Origin of the sequence: Pacificispira sp., assembly GCF_965228185.1 — a bacterium.
Classification (GTDB): Bacteria; Pseudomonadota; Alphaproteobacteria; order UBA8366; family Aestuariispiraceae; genus Pacificispira.
The window spans coordinates 296,732-314,923 of the sequence record NZ_CBDDHE010000008.1; the positions used below are offsets into that span (position 1 = coordinate 296,732).

The 18,192-nt window shown below is 61.1% G+C and carries 17 protein-coding genes; 11 read left to right on the forward strand and 6 right to left on the reverse strand.

The window, feature by feature from the left end; genetic code table 11:
- Positions 1-19 precede the first annotated feature (19 nt).
- From ACO06O_RS16110 to ACO06O_RS16125, 4 genes are read right to left on the reverse strand one after another with little or no spacing between them, the layout of a single operon-like run.
- The gene (locus ACO06O_RS16110) at positions 20-1,492 is read right to left on the reverse strand and encodes an aldehyde dehydrogenase family protein (protein WP_421881945.1); all 1,473 of its coding nucleotides are present in this window, start codon (positions 1,490-1,492) and stop codon (positions 20-22) included.
- A gap of 14 nt (positions 1,493-1,506) precedes the next feature.
- Positions 1,507-2,736, reverse strand: coding sequence for a thiolase family protein (locus ACO06O_RS16115; RefSeq protein ID WP_421881947.1), 1,230 nt, complete (start codon positions 2,734-2,736; stop codon positions 1,507-1,509).
- Positions 2,733-3,116, reverse strand: a complete 384-nt coding sequence (locus tag ACO06O_RS16120; RefSeq protein ID WP_421881951.1) for a MaoC family dehydratase — start codon at positions 3,114-3,116, stop codon at positions 2,733-2,735. The genes ACO06O_RS16115 and ACO06O_RS16120 overlap by 4 nt, the downstream gene beginning before the upstream one ends.
- Before the next feature lies 1 nt (position 3,117).
- On the reverse strand, positions 3,118-3,510 hold the full coding sequence (locus ACO06O_RS16125; RefSeq protein WP_421881954.1) for an FAS1-like dehydratase domain-containing protein: 393 nt from the start codon (positions 3,508-3,510) through the stop codon (positions 3,118-3,120).
- Between the two features lie 325 nt (positions 3,511-3,835).
- Between ACO06O_RS16125 and ACO06O_RS16130 the strand changes: the two genes are divergently transcribed.
- The 7 genes from ACO06O_RS16130 (at position 3,836) to ACO06O_RS16160 (ending at position 10,795) form a co-directional block, all read left to right on the forward strand.
- Entirely contained in the window at positions 3,836-5,419 is a 1,584-nt protein-coding gene (locus ACO06O_RS16130; protein ID WP_421881957.1) for a benzoate-CoA ligase family protein, read from the forward strand.
- Between the two features lie 111 nt (positions 5,420-5,530).
- On the forward strand, positions 5,531-6,715 hold the full coding sequence (locus tag ACO06O_RS16135) for an ABC transporter substrate-binding protein (RefSeq protein ID WP_421881959.1): 1,185 nt from the start codon (positions 5,531-5,533) through the stop codon (positions 6,713-6,715).
- A 70-nt stretch (positions 6,716-6,785) separates the two neighbouring features.
- Positions 6,786-7,667 carry a branched-chain amino acid ABC transporter permease gene (locus ACO06O_RS16140; protein WP_421881962.1) on the forward strand — a complete coding sequence of 294 codons (882 nt, stop codon included), beginning with the start codon at positions 6,786-6,788 and terminating at the stop codon, positions 7,665-7,667.
- Between the two features lie 80 nt (positions 7,668-7,747).
- Positions 7,748-8,629 carry a branched-chain amino acid ABC transporter permease gene (locus ACO06O_RS16145; RefSeq protein ID WP_421881965.1) on the forward strand — a complete coding sequence of 294 codons (882 nt, stop codon included), beginning with the start codon at positions 7,748-7,750 and terminating at the stop codon, positions 8,627-8,629.
- Positions 8,626-9,366, forward strand: a complete 741-nt coding sequence (locus ACO06O_RS16150) for an ABC transporter ATP-binding protein (protein ID WP_421881968.1) — start codon at positions 8,626-8,628, stop codon at positions 9,364-9,366. Before ACO06O_RS16145 ends, ACO06O_RS16150 begins: the two co-directional genes overlap by 4 nt.
- A gap of 4 nt (positions 9,367-9,370) precedes the next feature.
- On the forward strand, positions 9,371-10,093 hold the full coding sequence (locus tag ACO06O_RS16155) for an ABC transporter ATP-binding protein (protein ID WP_421881971.1): 723 nt from the start codon (positions 9,371-9,373) through the stop codon (positions 10,091-10,093).
- A 90-nt stretch (positions 10,094-10,183) separates the two neighbouring features.
- Positions 10,184-10,795, forward strand: a complete 612-nt coding sequence (locus ACO06O_RS16160) for a TetR family transcriptional regulator (protein ID WP_421881974.1) — start codon at positions 10,184-10,186, stop codon at positions 10,793-10,795.
- Between the two features lie 430 nt (positions 10,796-11,225).
- On the opposite strand, the gene ACO06O_RS16165 is transcribed toward ACO06O_RS16160, so the two are convergent.
- The gene (locus ACO06O_RS16165) at positions 11,226-12,476 is read right to left on the reverse strand and encodes a flavin monoamine oxidase family protein (protein ID WP_421881976.1); all 1,251 of its coding nucleotides are present in this window, start codon (positions 12,474-12,476) and stop codon (positions 11,226-11,228) included.
- 67 nt (positions 12,477-12,543) lie between these two features.
- Between ACO06O_RS16165 and arsC the strand changes: the two genes are divergently transcribed.
- Positions 12,544-12,891, forward strand: coding sequence for an arsenate reductase (glutaredoxin) (arsC, locus tag ACO06O_RS16170; RefSeq protein ID WP_421881979.1), 348 nt, complete (start codon positions 12,544-12,546; stop codon positions 12,889-12,891).
- A gap of 24 nt (positions 12,892-12,915) precedes the next feature.
- On the opposite strand, the gene ACO06O_RS16175 is transcribed toward arsC, so the two are convergent.
- On the reverse strand, positions 12,916-13,929 hold the full coding sequence (locus ACO06O_RS16175) for a hypothetical protein (RefSeq protein ID WP_421881982.1): 1,014 nt from the start codon (positions 13,927-13,929) through the stop codon (positions 12,916-12,918).
- A gap of 149 nt (positions 13,930-14,078) precedes the next feature.
- Between ACO06O_RS16175 and carB the strand changes: the two genes are divergently transcribed.
- The 3 genes from carB (at position 14,079) to ACO06O_RS16190 (ending at position 18,184) form a co-directional block, all read left to right on the forward strand.
- Positions 14,079-17,336, forward strand: a complete 3,258-nt coding sequence (gene carB, locus ACO06O_RS16180; protein ID WP_421881985.1) for a carbamoyl-phosphate synthase large subunit — start codon at positions 14,079-14,081, stop codon at positions 17,334-17,336.
- A 165-nt stretch (positions 17,337-17,501) separates the two neighbouring features.
- Positions 17,502-17,975, forward strand: a complete 474-nt coding sequence (gene greA / locus ACO06O_RS16185) for a transcription elongation factor GreA (protein WP_421881988.1) — start codon at positions 17,502-17,504, stop codon at positions 17,973-17,975.
- The gene (locus tag ACO06O_RS16190) at positions 17,975-18,184 is read left to right on the forward strand and encodes a hypothetical protein (protein ID WP_421881991.1); all 210 of its coding nucleotides are present in this window, start codon (positions 17,975-17,977) and stop codon (positions 18,182-18,184) included. The genes greA and ACO06O_RS16190 overlap by 1 nt, the downstream gene beginning before the upstream one ends.
- Positions 18,185-18,192: the final 8 nt, after the last annotated feature.

Here is an 18,192-nt window from a genome sequence, read left to right on the forward strand (position 1 = left end):
TTCTTTCGATGGGAACCGATTAGTAGAAAGTGCGGTGTTCTCGTCTGGCGTTGATGATCACGTTCTTGACCTGGGTGAAGGCCAGCAATGTCTCGAACGAGTCTTCTCGGCCGAATCCGCTGGCCTTCGTCCCGCCAAAGGCCGCGCCGGACGGGAACAGGTTGTAGCAATTCACCCAGACCCGGCCGGCCTCCAGCGCCTGTGCCGTCCGATGGGCGGTGCCCAGGTTTTCGGTCCAGATCCCGGCGGCGAGTCCGTAGTCCAGATGGTTGACGAGCCCCAGCATCTCCTCTTCCTCGTCCCATACATGCGTTGTGGCGACCGGACCGAAGATTTCGCGCGTCGCAAGGGTGGACGCGTTGTCGGTTTCGGCGAACAAGGTGGGCTGAATGAACAAACCGTTGGGGAAGCCGTCGACCTGCTGTACGGCACCGCCGGTCAAGAGTTCCGTCCCTTCCATCCGGCCTTTTTCAATCGCGGCCAAGATGCGGTCCCGATGGTCGCGGAACACGATGCAACCCACATTGGTTGCCTTGTCGAACGGATCGCCGCAGCGCAGCGTCGGCACGAGTTTGAGGACCTTCTCCAGCAGCGCGTCTTTCACCGACCGATGGACGAATATCCGGGACCCGGAGGTACAGACCTGCCCCTGGTTCAGGAAGGCGCCGAGAAGGACTCCCTGAGCGGCGTTGTCGAGGTCGGCATCCGGGAAGACGATCTGTGCGTTCTTGCCACCGAGTTCCAGCGTGATCTGTTTGGTCGACCCCGCCGCGGAGGCCATCACCCGGCGACCGGTTTCGACCGATCCCGTAATGGAAATTTTGCGAATATCCGGATGATTGACCAGGGCGTCGCCGGTCGTTCGGCCGGATCCGGTCACCACATTCACCAGACCGGCGGGAAGGACTTCGCCCAGGAGCCTGGCCAATTCGAGGGTCGACAACGGCGTATGTTCGGCGGGCTTGTAAACGACCGCGTTCCCCGCCGCCAGGGCCGGCGCGATCTTCCCCAGGAACATGTTGAGAGGGAAGTTCCAGGCACCGATAATGCCGACAACACCCAGCGGCTCCCGCATATTCATGCTCAAAACATCGCCGGAAACCTGCTGCAGGTTCCCTTCGAACACGCGGATCGCACCCGCATAATAGCGCAGGCGATCGACCGCGGTGCGCACATTGGCCAGGCTCTCGCGCCATGGCTTGCCGGTGTTCTGCGTTTCCAGCCAGGCGAACCGTTCAGCCTCCGCAAGGATTCGATCGGCGGCCAGCATCAGGGCCGCTTGCCGTTTGCGTGGGCCGCTTCGGTGCCATGCCGGCCAGGCGGCTTTGCCGGCCATGACGGCGGCGGAAACGTCGAACTCATTCGCCTCGACCACGCGACAGATCGTTTCCCCGCTGAGGGGGCTGACGATATCTCTCGTTTCGTCGGACTCGGACGGATGCCACGCGCCGCCGATGTAAAGTTGATAGGTATCCTGAATGGGAAACTGCATTTCCACTCCCCGATTTAAATTTTTTCCAGCAGATGGACCGTCGCCACGGCCGAATCCGGGCCGAGCAACCCGCCCGCCATTTGTGCCAATCCGATCCGTGCGCCCTCGACCTGCCGTTTTCCGGCCCTACCCAGCAGCTGTTCCGATACCTCTACGATTTGAGCGACGCCGGTTGCGCCGACAGGATGGCCCCGCGCGGTAAGTCCGCCGCTGACATTGACTGGCAAACGTCCGCCAAGCGTCGTGTCTCCGCGCTCGACCAGGTCGACCGCCTGGCCTCGGTCGCATAGGCCGAGTTCCTCGATATCGAAAAACTCCTGCGGAGACGTCGGGTCGTGGACCTCTGCCAACGTAACGTCCCGAGGGTCGACGCCGGCCTGTGCGAATGCCAACCTGGCGGCCCGGGCGGTTGCGCTGCCGACCGTTTCAGGATTGGGCACGGAAGAGGTCACGGCGGAGGCCGAAATCCGAACGCCGCCATTGCCGCCCCGGCGGTGCAGCTGGTCGGACACCAAAACCACCGCAGCGGCACCGTCGACCAGTCCGCCGCACATCGACCGTGTCAGCGGTTCCAACACAACTTGGTCCGCCAGAACGTCCTGCCAGGACATCAGGTCCCGCACCGCCGCCTTGTCGTTTAGCGACGCATGGAACCTGTTCTTTGCGGCACAGAGGGCGAAGTGGCGCTGTGTCGCGCCATAGGTCGCCATATAGTCCTGGGCCCGTTTCACATTGACGTCGATAAAGACCGACCGTCCGTCCGATCCGGGGATATGGTCGGTCGCCGTCGCCAGCGTCGCAAAAGGCAGGCGGCGATCCTCATGGATCAACTTTTCCGCGCCGAGGACGAGGACGCAGTCGTATTGCCCATGAGCAATTGCGCTCCACGCCAGATGCACCGCATCCGATCCGCTGGAACAGGCATTCTTGACCGTATGAACCGGCACGCCCCCGAACGGCAATTCGCGCAGCAGGATTTGACCTAGGATGGATTCCTGCCCCGTCAGCGCGCCACCAAACGCATTGCCGACATAGACTGCCTGAATATCGCCGAACTCGTATCCGCCAAACGCGATGGCGTCGCGTACAACAGGTTCGGCGATTTCGGTGAGGGACAGCGTAGGCTTTCGTCCGAAAGAACCCACACTGCCCCCCGCCACGATAACCGAGGCAATCGCAGGAGCCGTCGCGAACGCCATGCGATCATCGCCCGGTGTCGTGGCGCCGATGGCATGATCGCTCATCCCCATGTCGCGATCCCCGAGGCCGTGATCGTGCCATCGATCTTTTCGACGGAGAAACGGCACGTCACCGAACCGTCCGCCGCGACCGAGTCCACTTGTGCCGTAATGCGCAGATCTTCTTCCGGGAACACCGGAGCCTTGAACGTAATGTCCAGGCTACGAAGCGTTCCCGCCCGTTCGGTTAAGAGGCGCGCGACATGCGCTGTCGTCATCGGCCCTTGCTGCAGCACATCCGGGAAGCCGGCTGCAGCGGCGAAAGCCTTGTCGGTATGGATGGGATTCGGATCTTCGGTACCCTCTGAGAATAGGGCGATCCGAGAGCGGGTCGCGCCTTTCACCACAATGTCCAGAACCGTATCGTCGGTCGCGAAGCGTCCCATCTCACTCCCTCTCTATCAAACGTGTGATTTCGGTCAGGACCCTTTTTCCCTGGCTATCGTCATAAGCAAACTCAATATCCGCGAACCAGATCCGGCCCGACTTTCCTTGCTTCTCGACAATGCTGGCGACACGGGCTGTCACCGTCAGGGTGTCGTCCCATTCGACGGGGCGGGCCCAATCGTAGCGCTGACCGCCGTGAAGTGCCTTCTGCCGGGGAATATCGAGTTCCTCGAACAGGTTCACGCCGACGGACTCGCCGCGCAGAAAAATCATGTAAGTGGGCGGCACATTGTCCGGGACGCGATCGATGCCGGTCCCCCGCGTGATCAAATCCGCTAGGTGCCGGTTCGGCACCACCGTATAGGACGGAAACGACACGCCCTGCTTTTCCACGTTCATTTCAGGCCTCCATAAATTTACGTTTCATAAATTTACAATAACGTAAATTTTGTCAACACCTGAATTTTCGTTCTGATTCCTCCCCAATCCCAAAAGGCCCCATGCCCACCCGACACCTCCCACTGACTCTTGGTTTTCAATAATCCTTAAAGACCATGAAAACGCTCCCCAACCCTACTGCCAAGGGACAGTCTCTTGCCGAACGAATGGCAGGGGAAACACCCACTTGACAAAATTTTTACTTGTTCGTAAATTTATACAAACGTAAAAAAGCGCCGCGTCGCGTTAAGAGATGAATGGATAGGGAGGAACTCCAAGGATGCCCGCCACACTCAAAGGCAATGTTGTCGATTACATTTTCGAAGGGCTGGATGACGAGACTTTGGCGAAACCCTGTCTGATTTCGGACGGGCAGACACACAGCTACGGCGACCTCTTGGAGCATATGGACCGAGCGGGCGACATCCTGAGCGACCTCGGTGCCGCGCCCGGCGATCGGATCATGCTCTGTATACGTGACGGCTTGGACTTTCCGGCCTTCTTTTTCGGCGCGATCAAGGCGGGAATCGTTCCGGTCCCGCTCAACACATATCTGACGCCGAAAGATTACATCTACTATCTCAACGACAGCGGCGCGCGGGCGCTCGTCGTGGAAGCGGATATTTTCGAAAAGATCCTGCCCAGTTCCGGCGAGTTGACGCACAAGCCGACCATCATGACCGTTGGCGGACGGATCGACGACTATCCCTGCCTCGACGATCGGCGGACGGCACCGACACAGCCGCGCGGCACCGTGGACGCGACGCCCGATTCCACGGCTTTCTGGCTCTACAGCTCCGGCAGTACAGGTAGCCCGAAAGGCGTCCTACATACCCACGCCCATCTGTTTTGGGCCTGCGAGTTGTTCGGTCTGCCCATGCAGGGAATCTCGAGAGACGATGTCGTCCTGTGCCCGCCAAAGATGTTCTTCGCCTACGGCCTGGGCAATCAGGTCTATTTCCCGTTACGGGCCAAGGCGACCACCGTCTGTACGAGCGCACCGATCAGGCCCGAAGCTGTCTGGCGCGAATGGATCGCCCACCGGCCGACCATCTTCATGGGGGTCCCGACACTCTTTGCCGGGATGATCGCCTATGCCGAGGAACATCTGACCGCTGCCGAGGTCGCCGATGCCTGTTCCCGGACACGGTTTTGCGTCAGTGGCGGCGAAATCCTGCCGCCGACTTTGTTGAACCGATGGCGGAACCTGACCGGCCTGGACATTCTAGACGGGGTGGGGACGACCGAAATGACGCATATGTTCATCATCAACCGTCCCGGCGAAGTGATTCCTGGGTCTTGTGGCAAACCGGTACCCGGATTCGAAACCGAGCTGCTGGGGGAAGACGGTACGCCCGTTCCGCCGGGAGAAATCGGCAGCCTGTTCGCCAAGGGTCCGACGGCCGCGCTCGAATACTGGAACAAGCCGGAAAAAACGGCGGAAACCATGTGGAACGGCGGCGTCTTTACAGGCGACAAGTACTACCAGGACGACCATGGCAATCTGTTCTATGTTGGTCGCGGCGACGACATGCTGCGCATCGGTGCCATATGGGTTTCGCCGGCAGAGATTGAGAATGTCATCGCCGAACACGACGCCGTTCAGGAATGCGCGATTGTCGGCGCCCCGAACGATGACGGTCTCGTCCGCCCGGTCGCCTATGTCGTGCTGCGCAAATCCGGCAACGCGCCCGGCCTGTCAGACAGCCTGACCGACGACATCAAGAACTACGTCAAAAGCAAATTGCCCAGGTTCAAATGCCCTGCGCAGTTCGAATTCGTGCCTGATTTGCCGAAGACGGCGACGGGCAAAATCCAACGCTTCCGCCTGCGGGAACGAACCGCAGGTTCCGCGGCGGCGTAACGGGACAGATCCAGGAATACCGGCTCAACGAACGAGCCGGAGACGGTATCCGACGGGCACCCGACGGGACAGCCACGGATGAATGCCGACCATAACCCAAGGGAGAAAGAAATGTTCAAATTCTCAAGGCGCGGTTTTCTTGCGGCGGGAACCGTAGCCGCCGCCGGTGGTTTCATTCCTAACGTCTATCCGGTCCGGGCGGCCACGCCCCTCAAACTAGGCCTTGTTCTGCCCTACTCGTCCGTCTATGCGACCCTGGGCGAGGAAATCACGCGGGGTCTGGAAGTCGCCTTGGCGGAGGAGGGCGACGCGGTTGCCGGCCGTTCGGTCGAGTTGATCAGGCAGGATACCGAGGTCAATCCGAAGACAGCGATCCAGGGGGCAAACCGTCTGGTGAAGCAGGAAGGCGTCGACTTCCTGGTGGGCCCCGTCTCCAGCGCCGTGGCGGCCGCGATCCGAAATGTTGCGCATAACGGACGCACCCACCTGATTGTCGCCAATGCCGGCCACGACGGCCTGTCGCGCGATTTGTGCTCCCCCTTCATTTACCGCACCTCGTTCTCCAATTGGCAGGTCAGCGCGCCCATGGGGGATTGGATGTACAAGCAAGGCATTCGCCGCGTCATGCTCGCCGCTTCGAACTACGCCGGTGGGACGCTGATGCTGAAGCATTTCAGCGAACGCTTCAAAGCAGCAGGCGGTGAGATCGCCGGCGAGGTTTTGCCGGACCTCAAGGAAATTCAATATGCCCCCTTCCTTGAACAAATCCGCAGTTCCGGGGCCGAGGCTGTCTTCTGCTTCTTCGCCGGGAACGCGGCGGTGGAATTCGTCAAGCAGTACAGCCAATTCGGTTTGCAAGGTCAGATCCCGCTATACGGCTGCGGGTTCTTGACGACCAGCGACGTCCGCCCGGCCCAGGGCGAGGCGTCAGAGGGCGTTCGAACCACGCTGCATTATGCGGAAACGCTGGAAAATCAGCAGAATGTCGCCTTCCGGCAGGCCTTCGAAGACCGATATGGGTCCACCCCCTCCCTCTACGCGGTGCAAGGCTACGACAGCGGTCGGGCGATCGTCGAAGCGCTGAAGGTCACCGACGGCAACACCGATGACAAGAACGCCCTGTCGCGTGCCCTGGACGGCGTTGTGCTGGATAGCCCGCGCGGTCGGATGTCCTTCAGCCCGAACCACGATCCGGTTCAGGATGTTTATGTCCTGGAAGTGAAGAACGGTCAGAACGTTGTGATCGACACGGCCGCAAAGGGCCTTGCGACCCCAACGGACGGCTGCTCCCTCTGATTCAGACGAATATCGGCCACTCTTTGGATAAGAGTGGCCGACCGTCATCGCATCCGGCGAGGGGTCTCAAATGGATGAGTTGCTCGTTTCGGCCTTCGTACAGGTCTTGAACGGATTTCAGCTTGGCTTTCTCTACTTCATGTTCGCAATCGGCCTGTCCCTGATTCTTGGGGTCATGGGTGTCGTAAACCTGGCGCATGGCAGCTTTTACATGCTGGGCGCATATCTTTTCTATGCGGGCCTACAGGCAGGCATCCTGCCGATTTTGGCCGTTCTGGCCGCGCTCGCCGCCGTTGTCGCCCTATCTGCCGGTTTCGAAAAAACAATCTTTCGATCGCTACGCGACCGCAGTCACCTGGACCAGGTTTTACTCACCTACGGGTTAATCCTGATCGCCAACGAACTGATCACCATGATCTGGGGTCCCACCATTCGGTCCGTCGACGTGCCCGAAGCTTTGTCCGGCAGCATTCCCATTGGGTTCGGACGGGAATATCCGCTCTATAGAGTGTTGGTCAGCGTAATCGGTCTCATGGTCGGCCTCGGCGTCTGGCTGCTTCTGCAATTCACACGGATCGGGATTCAAGTTCGCGCAGGCGTGTTCGATCGAGAGATGACTTCGGCCCTGGGCGTCGACGTTAACCGTGTCTCGCTCCTCGTCTTCGGGTTCGGGATCGCTTTGGCGGCCTTTGCCGGCATCGTAGCGGCGCCGATCCTGTCGCTCTATCCAGGTATGGGCGAGACGATCCTGATCCCGGCCATCATGGTGGTCATCCTCGGCGGCCTCGGCTCCTTGAAAGGCGCCTTCGTCGCCGGAATCGTCGTCGGCATGGTCGAAACCCTGGGCCGGGTGACGATCCCCGAACTCAGCAATGTCACGATTTATCTGGTTGTCGCCGCCATTCTGTATCTGCGGCCCGAAGGTCTATTCGGCGCGAGGATTAGCAAGTGAAGTTTCAAAAGATCATTCCCGCAGGCGTTTTCGCAGCCCTAGTTCTCCTCCCGTTTCTGGCGTCGCCATTTCATATGGACATGGCGATCCGGATACTGATCCTGGCCATGCTGGCGCTCAGCCTCGATCTGTTGGTCGGGCATGCCAAGATGATCAGCCTGGGCCATGCCGCATTTTTCGGGATCGGTGCCTATACGGTGGCTCTACTCGCCGACAAGGCCGGCGTCCCCCCGCTCTTAGCATTGCCGCTCTCCGTGCTGACCGCCATGACCGCCGCTTTCTTGGTCGGCATCCTCGCCGTCCGGACCCGGGGCATCTATTTCGTACTGATTACCCTCGCCTTCTCTCAGGTCTTCTACTACCTGATCCATGACAGCGCATTCACCGGCGGATCCGACGGTGTCGTCCTGATGGAACGCGGCAGCTTCGATCTCCTCGGCCTTTTTGTTGTGAACCTGGATGAAGAACGTCATCTCTATTTCTTCGTTCTCGTCCTGACCGCAATCGTCACGACACTGCTTTATCTGCTGATTCACTCGCCCTTCGGTCAGATCGTGAAAGGCATCGGATTGAATGCCTCGCGGCTGGAATCCGTCGGCTTCGATACCCGACGCTACGCCCTGGTCACATTCGTCATCGCGGGCGGCGGTGCCGGTCTGGCGGGCTATCTGTTCGCGCTGCATCAGATTTTCGCCGATCCAACACTGCTCTCCTGGCATATGTCGGGTCAGATTCTGATCATGCTGGTTCTCGGCGGCAGCGGCACCCTGGTTGGCCCGATCCTCGGCGCCCTCCTCATCACGCTGTTGGAAGAGTATCTGGGCGCCTACACGTCGAATTGGAAACTCATCCTCGGGATCGTGCTCGTCCTGTTCGTCCTTCGGGTTCGCGGCGGCGTCTGGCCGTGGATCGTCCGCACCGCGACCGCCCGCGGACGCCGTGACGAGGAGGTTCAGCCATGAGTGCTATTCTAACTGCGGACAAGGTGACGCGGCGCTTTGGCGGCCTGACCGCGATCAATTCGGTCACCTGGTCTCTCAAGAAAGGGGAAATTCACGCCGTCATCGGACCGAACGGGGCCGGTAAGACGACCTTCTTGAACCTTTTATCCGGCGTCGCGCGACCGGATGGCGGCACGATAGAGATCGACGGCACGCGGCTGGACGGTCAATCGGCCCATGTTTTCGCCCGGCACGGCGTCGGCCGGTCCTTCCAGCGGACGAACATTTTCGACGGGATGACCGTAGCGGAAAACGTCAAAACCGCGGCGCTGGTTCACCTGGGCCATGCCTTCCGCTTCGTGAGGCCCTTCGCTGGCTATAAGTCCCTTGAGGAAGAGGCGGAACGGGCCCTGTCGTTGGTAGGGCTACTGGATCGGCGGCATCGGCTTGCGCACACGCTGAGCTACGGCGAACAGCGCATGCTGGAAATCGCCATGGTCCTCGCTACCCGCCCGTCCATCGTGTTGCTGGACGAACCCATGGCCGGGATCGGCTACGACGAAACCCGCCACGTCACGCAGCTAATCGCCGGATTGAAGCACGATCATTCTGTCGTCCTGATCGAACACGACCTGAGTGCCGTCTTCGCATTGGCGGACAGACTGACCGTGCTGGTAAACGGCGCCGTCGCGGCCTGCGGCTCTGTAGAAGAGGTCCGCGCCGACACGGCGGTTCAAAAAGCCTATCTGGGAGAATAAGTCGGTGACGCTCCATATCGACGAAATCCACACCGCCTATGGACATGTCAAAGTCCTGCACGGCGTTTCCCTGCGAGTCGGCGAAGGCCAAGTGGTTACGCTGCTCGGCCGAAACGGCATGGGCAAAACCACGACGATCCGCTCAATCATGGGCCTGACGCCGGCGATGAAGGGGGACATCACCTTCCAAGGCACGGCGATATCCAGAAAGACCCCGCACGGTATCGCGCGGTTGGGCATCGGCCTGGTGCCTGAAGGCCGGCGCATCTTTCCGACCCTGACGGTGGAGGAAAATCTATTGCTCGCCCAACGCAATCAACCCGATGCGAGGCGGCACAGCGCACGAGGCGCCGGCTGGACGCTTGAGGACTGCTACCACCTATTCCCGCGCTTGCGCGAAAGACGCAACAACTGGGGCGACCATCTGTCCGGGGGGGAACAGCAAATGTTGGCGATCACACGTGCCATGATGCTAAATCCCAGCCTCCTCATCCTAGACGAAGCGACTGAGGGGCTGGCGCCGATCATCCGGCAGGAAGTCTGGAAAGGCATCCAGTCGATCTGTAGCCGGGGAATTTCCGTCCTGGTTGTCGACAAACACCTGTCCGACCTGCTGGCGATCGCCTCCTACAATTACATCCTCGAAAACGGGCGCGTGGTCTTCGACGGCACGTCGGACATGTTGCAATCCGACCTTTCCGTTCAATCGCGCCATCTCGGAGTATAGGGGGAACGGTTTGATTCCGGTGTTTCGCTGGATATACTCGCGCCGGAATAGACGCGTATACCCTAGTTTTTGAAAGAAGCCGGCAAGCATATGGCAACGAACGCGCCCAAGAAGACCACACGCAAATCCATGGCGCGCCGGAATCAGATCCTACAATCTGCGATTGTCCTGTTCGATAAGCGCGGATATTCCTCGACCTCTCTGGACGACATTGCGAAGGACGTGGGTTTTACCCGCGAGGGCGTATATTACTACTTCAAGAATCGCTCGGAAATTCTCTATGAAATCATCGAACCGCAAAGCGCCTCGCTGCTATTCGGCCTGAAGGAAATCGTCGAGGACGACACACTGAGCTACGACGAAAAGCTGCGCGGCGCGATCCGAAATCACCTCGACCGGTTCGACCGCTACTGCCTGGAGATGACGGTCTGCCTTCGCGACGGTTTGATCGAGGTAGATTCCGATGTGCGACGAAAGATGATGCGATTCTGGAAGGAGTACGAAGCCATGTGGTGCGATCTTATTGAAGCTGGCCAACAAGACGGCAGCTTTCGAAAGATTGGCGACCCGAAGCTGATCGCATTCGGTATTCTCGGCATGTGCAACTGGATGGCCCGTTGGTACGATCAGGGCGGCCCATTTACGGTTGAGACGATCATTGAAAGCTTTTCTGAGTTAACGATGGGGGGATTAGCATCTTAGTAACCGAGAGTAGGTTCTCTTCTTTAAGAGAGGTATGTTAATTCTGAGCTCTCAAGTTGATACTTTTTTCAAAACGATGCCAGCTCAGCAGATCAAAGCCTAGCAACGTCTTGGCAAAGATCTAAAGGTCAAAAGGCTCCGATTACTTTAGGGTAATGGTCACGGCAAAGTCGACAAGTGTACGATAAGTCCTTAGTCCCCTCCTCTAAAAGTGGTCGGGCTTTGTCGAGAAAATTGAGCGAGTTTGAACTGCGACCCGTTTTGGACGACCCTGTATACTTGTTTCGGACACAATCGGGTGCCCTGCTCAGCCGTCGGGAGGTAGCGTAGGGCAACCCAACAGGGCTTGGAAAATGTCGGCTAAGGGTCATAAGCAAACCCACCGACCTTGAGCATCGGTCGTTCAGCAAGAACGCGATTTCAAATCCCCTCACCCCGCCCGCAACCCGCCCTGCAGCATGCGGGATACGGTGTGGGTGCCGGTGATGTAGGCGCCGTGGGCGGTGCTGAAGGCGTCGGGGGAGCAGGCTTCGCCGGCCAGTGCGAGGCGGTCGTCGAAGGGCTCCCGCAGGGCGGCGCGGGCGGCGTGGCGGCCCGGTAGGGCGGCGGAGTAGCCGCCCAGGATGTTGGGGTCGGTCGACCAGCAGCTTGAGATGGCGCCCAGGATTTTCCCGCGCAGATCGCTGCCCAGGATCTCGACGACGGCGTCCAGTGTATAGTCGATCAGCGCCGCGCGTCCGCCCTCCCGAGCGAGGTCCGCCGCCAGATCCCCGGCCAGATAGCCGCCGATCGTGTTCTGGCCGAATTCGTGGAAATTCACCCCGATCATATGCCCGGCCCTGGGCATGATATGGGCGATGACCGGCGGGTCCATGACCGGCCCGTCGGTGAACAGCGCCACCCGCTCGGCAAAGCCCAGGCGCACATCCTCCAGCGCGGCGCGCACCGAATCGGGCAGGTCCGGCGTGAACCGGATCGATCCGGACCGCAGCACGTCGGAGGACACGGTGACGATCACGGCCCGGGCGGTTAGGGTTCCGCCCGGCGTTTCGACCCGGACAGTCTCGCCAGTGCGGTCGATGGCGCTGACCGGGCAGCCGGTGCGGATCGGCAGCCCGTCCGCCAGACCGGCGATCAGCGCGCCATAGCCGTCTTTGACCGGCCAATCCTCCCCGGTTTCGGCATAGGCTTTCACATCCTCGGTCGAAATCCGCTCCGGCGGCACGCCGACGATGGCCCCGCACCAGCCGGTATAGATGTCGCGGAAGGGCGATTGGCCGTCGATCGCCGCCGCGACCGACACATCCGCCTGCACCGCCAGGGAGCGCTGATAGCATTCGGCATAGTACCGGCCACAGGCCGCGCGCGTTTCCTCGTCCTGCAGCACGCCGTCGCGATAGAGCGCCGGGGGAAAAGCGCCTTGGGTGCCATGCATCCGGATCGTCTCGCCGCGCGTCAGGGCGGCCAGCGAAAACGGGTTGCGCGAGGCGCTGTGCAGGAAATGACAGCCCAGATCGTAGGCGATGCCGCGTTCCCGGACGGTATGCGCCCGGCCGCCGATTCGGTCGGCGGCCTCCAGGATCTGCGTCTTCAGCCCGGCCGCCCGCGCCGCCAGCCCGGCGCCGATCCCCGCCGCCCCTGCCCCGACGACGATCAGATCCCATTCCGCGCTTTTCGACACTTGACCCCTCCTCCACCAGAACGACACTAGGCCTGACTTACATAACCACCGGTCCGGGAGTCTCAAGATGTCCGTCTCGATCTATCACAATCCGCGCTGCTCCAAATCGCGCCAGACCCTGACCCTGTTGCAGGACAAGGGGATCGAGCCGGAAATCGTCCTCTATCTGGAAACCCCGCCCGACGCCGCGACGATCCGCGCCCTCGTCGCCAAGCTCGGCCTCGCCAGCGCCCGCGACCTGATGCGCCGGGGCGAGGCGGTCTACAAGGAGCTGGGCCTAAAAGACGTCACCGCCGAGGACGCCCTGATCCAGGCCATGGCCGACAACCCGATCCTGATCGAACGCCCCATCGTCCTGAACGGCGCCAAGGCCAGGATCGGCCGCCCGCCGGAAGGGGTGCTGGAGATCGTTTGAGACGGGCCGGCCATCCCGGTTCAATCAACGGACATCGTTCCCGTTCGCGGCCCAGCGATATTTGGTAGGAGCCCCGAAGCGCCGCTCCAGTTCGGCGGCGGCTTGGGCGTGGGTATTCTCCGGCAGGGCCGCCAAATCGTCGAGCAGTTCGGAATCCGACGCATGGGCCCGCTTCAGTAATGCGGAACCTTTTCGATATCGTTCCAAAGTTTCCAGTTCATAACTCCAGAACCAATCCGGGTTACGCTCGACTTCCTCGTCCAGAAGAGCCCAGAAGCGGTCTACCTGTTTCAGGTCCTCGGGCACCCTTTCCCTATATCGTTTTGCAGCAAAGTCGTAACTGTCGTCGAACCGAAGCAGGCTGAGGCAAAGCCGGTCCTGCCGGTTCGGGTCGATCCGTGCGCATAACGCCGCCAATCTGTGAGATATCGCCGTGTATGCCGTGGCCTTCATCATCGCTGATGCGACACCGACCAAATCTCTCGCCTCCACCGACGACTTCACGCCATCCGACCAGTAACCGACGCGTTCGAGCTGCGCATCGAGCAGGAGCCGCTCAACACCGAGCAGCATAATGGAATGGCGCCAGATCTGTTCCGCCCGACGATCAAGGTCGCCATCCGCGGACACCGACAGTGCTGTCTCCGCCATAGCCGACTTCAGGTCCCGATACATCCCTGCCATGTCCCGCAGCGCATCGGTCGGCGCCTCGTCCAGGAAATCGGCCTCACCGGTACGCTTGCCGTCCCACCAGCGCGCGGCGGTTTCCACCGCCGCCGGCAAGCGGTCGAGGTTGTGGCAAGATGCAGGATCGGCACCGGACTCACCGCAGGCCAATTCCGGCCCAAGGGCAATCCGAATGGGGTCGAACCCTTCCTGCCGGATCAGTGAAGCATATGATAACTGGTTGATGAGCTGCCACGCCCAGCGTTGCGAGTCCGACTGTTCCTCAGCCCGGACAGCGGGGAAGCCCGCACTCACGGTCAGCAAAACCGCGGCGACACAGGGGGCAACGAAAACATCGCGTAAAAATCGCATCTGCGACAATCCCACACGGGGGCGATATTTGGCAAGAAATCCGCCATCCCGCGCTTTCCATGCCGGGGCGCTTCGTGTAGAGAACCCGCCTAGCCCACAGGGTCGCACTGCCGTATCAACGCTTCGCATTTCCGGAGGCGCGTTCGCCCATGCCCAAACGTACAGATATCGACGCCGTCATGATCATCGGGGCCGGCCCCATCGTGATCGGTCAGGCCTGCGAATTCGACTATTCGGGCACACAAGCCTGCAAGGCGCTGAAGCAGGAAGGCTATCGCGTCGTGCTGGTGAACTCCAACCCGGCGACGATCATGACCGACCCGGAAACGGCGGATGCGACCTATATCGAGCCGATCACGCCCGAGATGGTCGCCAAGGTCCTGAAGCGCGAGCGCCAGGAACATCCGGACGAAAAGCTGGTGTTGCTGCCGACCATGGGCGGTCAGACGGCGCTGAACACCGCGCTGGAGCTGGAGAAGCGCGGCGTGCTGGACCTGCTGAATGTCGAGATGATCGGCGCCGACGCCGACGTCATCGACAAGGCGGAGGACCGTCAGCGGTTCCGCGAGGCGATGGACAAGATCGGCCTGGAAAGCCCGCGGTCGCGCCAGGTCGGGACGCTGGAAGAGGCCATGCTGGCGCTGGATTACGTCAAGCTGCCGGCGATCATCCGCCCGTCCTTCACCATGGGCGGCACCGGCGGCGGCATCGCCTATAACAAGGACGAATTCCAGAAACTGGTGAAGGGCGGCCTGGCCGCGTCGCCGGTCCACACGGTGCTGGTCGAGGAATCGGTGCTGGGCTGGAAGGAATTCGAGATGGAGGTCGTCCGCGACAAGGACGACAATTGCATCATCATCTGCTCCATCGAGAATATCGACCCGATGGGCGTGCATACCGGCGATTCGATCACCATCGCCCCGGCGCTGACGCTGACCGACAAAGAATACCAGATCATGCGCAACGCCTCGATCAACTGCCTGCGCGAGATCGGCGTCGACACCGGCGGATCGAACGTGCAATTCGCGGTCAATCCGGACGATGGCCGCCTGGTCGTGATCGAGATGAACCCGCGCGTCTCGCGCTCCTCCGCTCTGGCGTCGAAGGCGACCGGCTTCCCGATCGCCAAGGTCGCGGCCAAGCTGGCCGTCGGCTATACGCTGGACGAGCTGGACAACGACATCACCAAGGTGACGCCGGCCAGCTTCGAGCCGTCGATCGACTATGTCGTCACCAAGATGCCCCGCTTCACCTTCGAGAAATTCGCCGGCGCCGACGCGACCCTGACCACGTCGATGAAATCGGTCGGCGAGGCCATGTCCATCGGCCGGACCTTCGGTGAAAGCCTGCAGAAGGCGCTGCGGTCCATGGAAACCGGGCTGACCGGCCTGAACGAGATCGAAATCGGCGAGGACCGGGACGCCTGGCGCGCGGCAATTTCCAAGCCGCTGCCGGACCGGCTGCTGAAGGTCGCCCAGGCCTTCCGCCAGGGCATGACGCTGGAAGAGATCTACAAGGCGAACAAGATCGACCGCTGGTTCCTGGCCCAGATCGAAGACATCGTGAAGGCGGAAGAGGCCGTGCGCGCCGACGGCCTGCCGAAGGACCGTCAGGGCCTGCTGCGGCTGAAGAAAATGGGCTTCTCCGACGCGCGGCTGGCGGAACTGACCGGCCAGGAGGAAAGCGCCGTCTTCGCCCTGCGCCACGATCTGAACGTACGCCCGGTCTATAAGCGCATCGACACCTGCGCCGCCGAATTCCCCAGCGAAACGCCCTATATGTATTCCTGCTATGAAGGCGACGGCCTGACCGAGCCGGAATGCGAGGCCGAGGTCACCGACCGCAAGAAGGTCGTCATCCTGGGCGGCGGGCCGAACCGGATCGGCCAGGGGATCGAATTCGACTATTGCTGTGTCCACGCGTCCTATGCGCTGGCCGATGCCGGGTATGAGACCATCATGGTCAACTGCAACCCGGAGACCGTGTCGACCGATTACGACACGTCGGACCGGCTGTATTTCGAGCCGCTGACGGCCGAGGACGTGATCGAGCTGGTCCGCAAGGAACAGGCCAAGGGCGAGGTCATGGGCGCCATCGTCCAGTTCGGCGGCCAGACCCCGCTGAAACTGGCCGGCGCGCTGGAAGCCGCGGGCATCCCGATCCTGGGCACCTCGCCAGACGCCATCGATCTGGCCGAAGACCGCGAGCGTTTTCAGAAACTGCTGCAGGGCCTGAACCTGCTGCAGCCGCCGAACGGCATCGCGACGTCCGAAGAACAGGCGGTCAGCATCGCCAACCGTATCGGCTTCCCGGTCGTCATCCGCCCGTCCTATGTGCTGGGCGGTCGCGCCATGGAAATCGTCCATGACGAGGCGGAACTGCGCCGCTACATCAATTCGGCGGTGAAGGTTTCCGGCAAGAGCCCGGTGCTGATCGACTTCTATCTGAAAGACGCGATCGAGGTCGATGTCGACGCGTTGTGCGACGGCGACGCCGTGCATGTCGCCGGCGTCATGGAGCATATCGAGGAAGCCGGCATCCATTCCGGCGACAGCGCCTGCTCGCTGCCGCCCTATTCGCTGCCCGATGCGATCGTCGACGACATGAAGCGGCAGACCGAGGCCCTGGCCAAGGCGCTGGGCGTGGTCGGCCTGATGAACGTGCAATATGCGGTCAAGGACGGCACGGTCTATATCCTGGAGGTCAACCCGCGCGCCAGCCGGACGGTGCCCTTCGTCGCCAAGGCGACCGGCGTGCCGATCGCCAAGATCGCCGCCCGCGTCATGGCCGGTGAGAAGCTGGCCGGGTTCGATCTGGTGCCGCACGCGCTGGGCGACCATATCGCGGTCAAGGAAGCGGTCTTCCCGTTCAAGCGCTTCCCCGGCGTCGACGTCATCCTGGGCCCGGAAATGAAGTCGACGGGCGAGGTCATGGGCCTGGATGTCGATTTCGCCCATGCTTTCGCAAAGGCGCAGTTCGCCTGTGGCGCCGACCTGCCGACCACGGGCACGGTCTTCGTGTCGGTCAAGGACAGCGACAAGCCGGCGGTCCTGGAACCGGCCCGGATGATGGTGGAATGCGGACTGTCGATCATCGCGACCGGCGGCACGGCACGCTTCCTGGAAGAAAACGGCGTGCCGGTCCGGCATATCAACAAGGTCCTGGAAGGCCAGCCGCATATCGTCGATTCGATCATCAACGGCGAAGTGCAGTTGATCTTCAATACGACCGAGGGACGCAAAGCCCTGGAAGACAGTTTCTCCCTGCGTCAGGCAGCCTTGTCGATGAGCGTGCCCTACTACACGACCGTCGCGGGGGTCCGAGCGGCGGCCCTGGCGATCCGCACGCTGAAACAAGGAACCCTTGAAGTCGCGCCCCTTCAATCGTACTTTAAGCGTTCGGCTTGAGGGGTTCTTCCCGACAGACGCGGGGCAATCTCACGACGTCCTGAACATGTGCCGGTCGGCGAAGAACTTGCCTTAAGGTCTTTCCCGATCGCTGGATTGTAGTGCCGAAACCCGACGCGCGATGGCGCGGTTGCCGGCGGACAAGATTGATAGTGGATTGGTAGAATGCAGAAGGTGCCGATGACGCTGCGTGGCTACGAAGCCATGACAGCGGAACTGAAGACGTTGAAGGGAACCGAACGCCCGGCGATCATCCAGGCGATCGCGGAAGCGCGCGAACATGGCGACCTGTCGGAAAACGCGGAATATCATGCCGCGCGCGAACGGCAGAGCTTCATCGAAGGGCGCATCGCGGAACTGGAAGACCAGACCAGCCGTGCCGAAGTGATCGACCCGACCAAACTGGACGGTGATTCCGTCAAGTTCGGCGCCACCGTGACCATCGCCGATTGCGAGTCGGATGAAGAATCCGTCTATCAGATCGTCGGCGAATTCGAGGCCGACCTGACGAAAAAGAAGATCTCGGTCACCAGCCCGATGTCCCGGGCCATGATCGGCAAATCGGTGGGAGACGTCTTCGAGGTGAACAGCCCAGGCGGAACGCGCGACTATGAGGTCGTCGCGGTCAAATACGCCTGATGACCGAATTCTTCGCCCCACTGACGAACTGGCTGAACGGGATCACCGGGCTCGACATCTCGATCCACGGCTATATCGCGATCCTGCTGACCCTGATCGGGGTTTTCGCGCTCTATCTCGGGCTGCTCTATCTGCTGCGCCTATCGCACCGCAGCGGTCATGACGAGATCGTCTATGATTACCGCGACCCGCGGCAGGATCTGAAATAGCCGCGGAA

Excerpts from the sequence above, each read along its gene's own strand:
- ACO06O_RS16110 (WP_421881945.1), bottom strand. The coding sequence starts at position 1,492 with ATGCAGTTTCCCATTCAGGATACCTATCAACTTTACATCGGCGGCGCG.
- ACO06O_RS16140 (WP_421881962.1), top strand. The coding sequence starts at position 6,786 with ATGGATGAGTTGCTCGTTTCGGCCTTCGTACAGGTCTTGAACGGATTT.
- ACO06O_RS16190 (WP_421881991.1), top strand. The coding sequence starts at position 17,975 with ATGACCGAATTCTTCGCCCCACTGACGAACTGGCTGAACGGGATCACC.
- carB (WP_421881985.1), top strand. The coding sequence starts at position 14,079 with ATGCCCAAACGTACAGATATCGACGCCGTCATGATCATCGGGGCCGGC.
- ACO06O_RS16130 (WP_421881957.1), top strand. The coding sequence starts at position 3,836 with ATGCCCGCCACACTCAAAGGCAATGTTGTCGATTACATTTTCGAAGGG.
- ACO06O_RS16150 (WP_421881968.1), top strand. The coding sequence starts at position 8,626 with ATGAGTGCTATTCTAACTGCGGACAAGGTGACGCGGCGCTTTGGCGGC.
- ACO06O_RS16115 (WP_421881947.1), bottom strand. The coding sequence starts at position 2,736 with ATGAGCGATCATGCCATCGGCGCCACGACACCGGGCGATGATCGCATG.
- ACO06O_RS16175 (WP_421881982.1), bottom strand. The coding sequence starts at position 13,929 with ATGCGATTTTTACGCGATGTTTTCGTTGCCCCCTGTGTCGCCGCGGTT.
- arsC (WP_421881979.1), top strand. The coding sequence starts at position 12,544 with ATGTCCGTCTCGATCTATCACAATCCGCGCTGCTCCAAATCGCGCCAG.
- ACO06O_RS16120 (WP_421881951.1), bottom strand. The coding sequence starts at position 3,116 with ATGGGACGCTTCGCGACCGACGATACGGTTCTGGACATTGTGGTGAAA.
- ACO06O_RS16135 (WP_421881959.1), top strand. The coding sequence starts at position 5,531 with ATGTTCAAATTCTCAAGGCGCGGTTTTCTTGCGGCGGGAACCGTAGCC.
- ACO06O_RS16160 (WP_421881974.1), top strand. The coding sequence starts at position 10,184 with ATGGCAACGAACGCGCCCAAGAAGACCACACGCAAATCCATGGCGCGC.
- greA (WP_421881988.1), top strand. The coding sequence starts at position 17,502 with ATGCAGAAGGTGCCGATGACGCTGCGTGGCTACGAAGCCATGACAGCG.
- ACO06O_RS16145 (WP_421881965.1), top strand. The coding sequence starts at position 7,748 with ATGGCGATCCGGATACTGATCCTGGCCATGCTGGCGCTCAGCCTCGAT.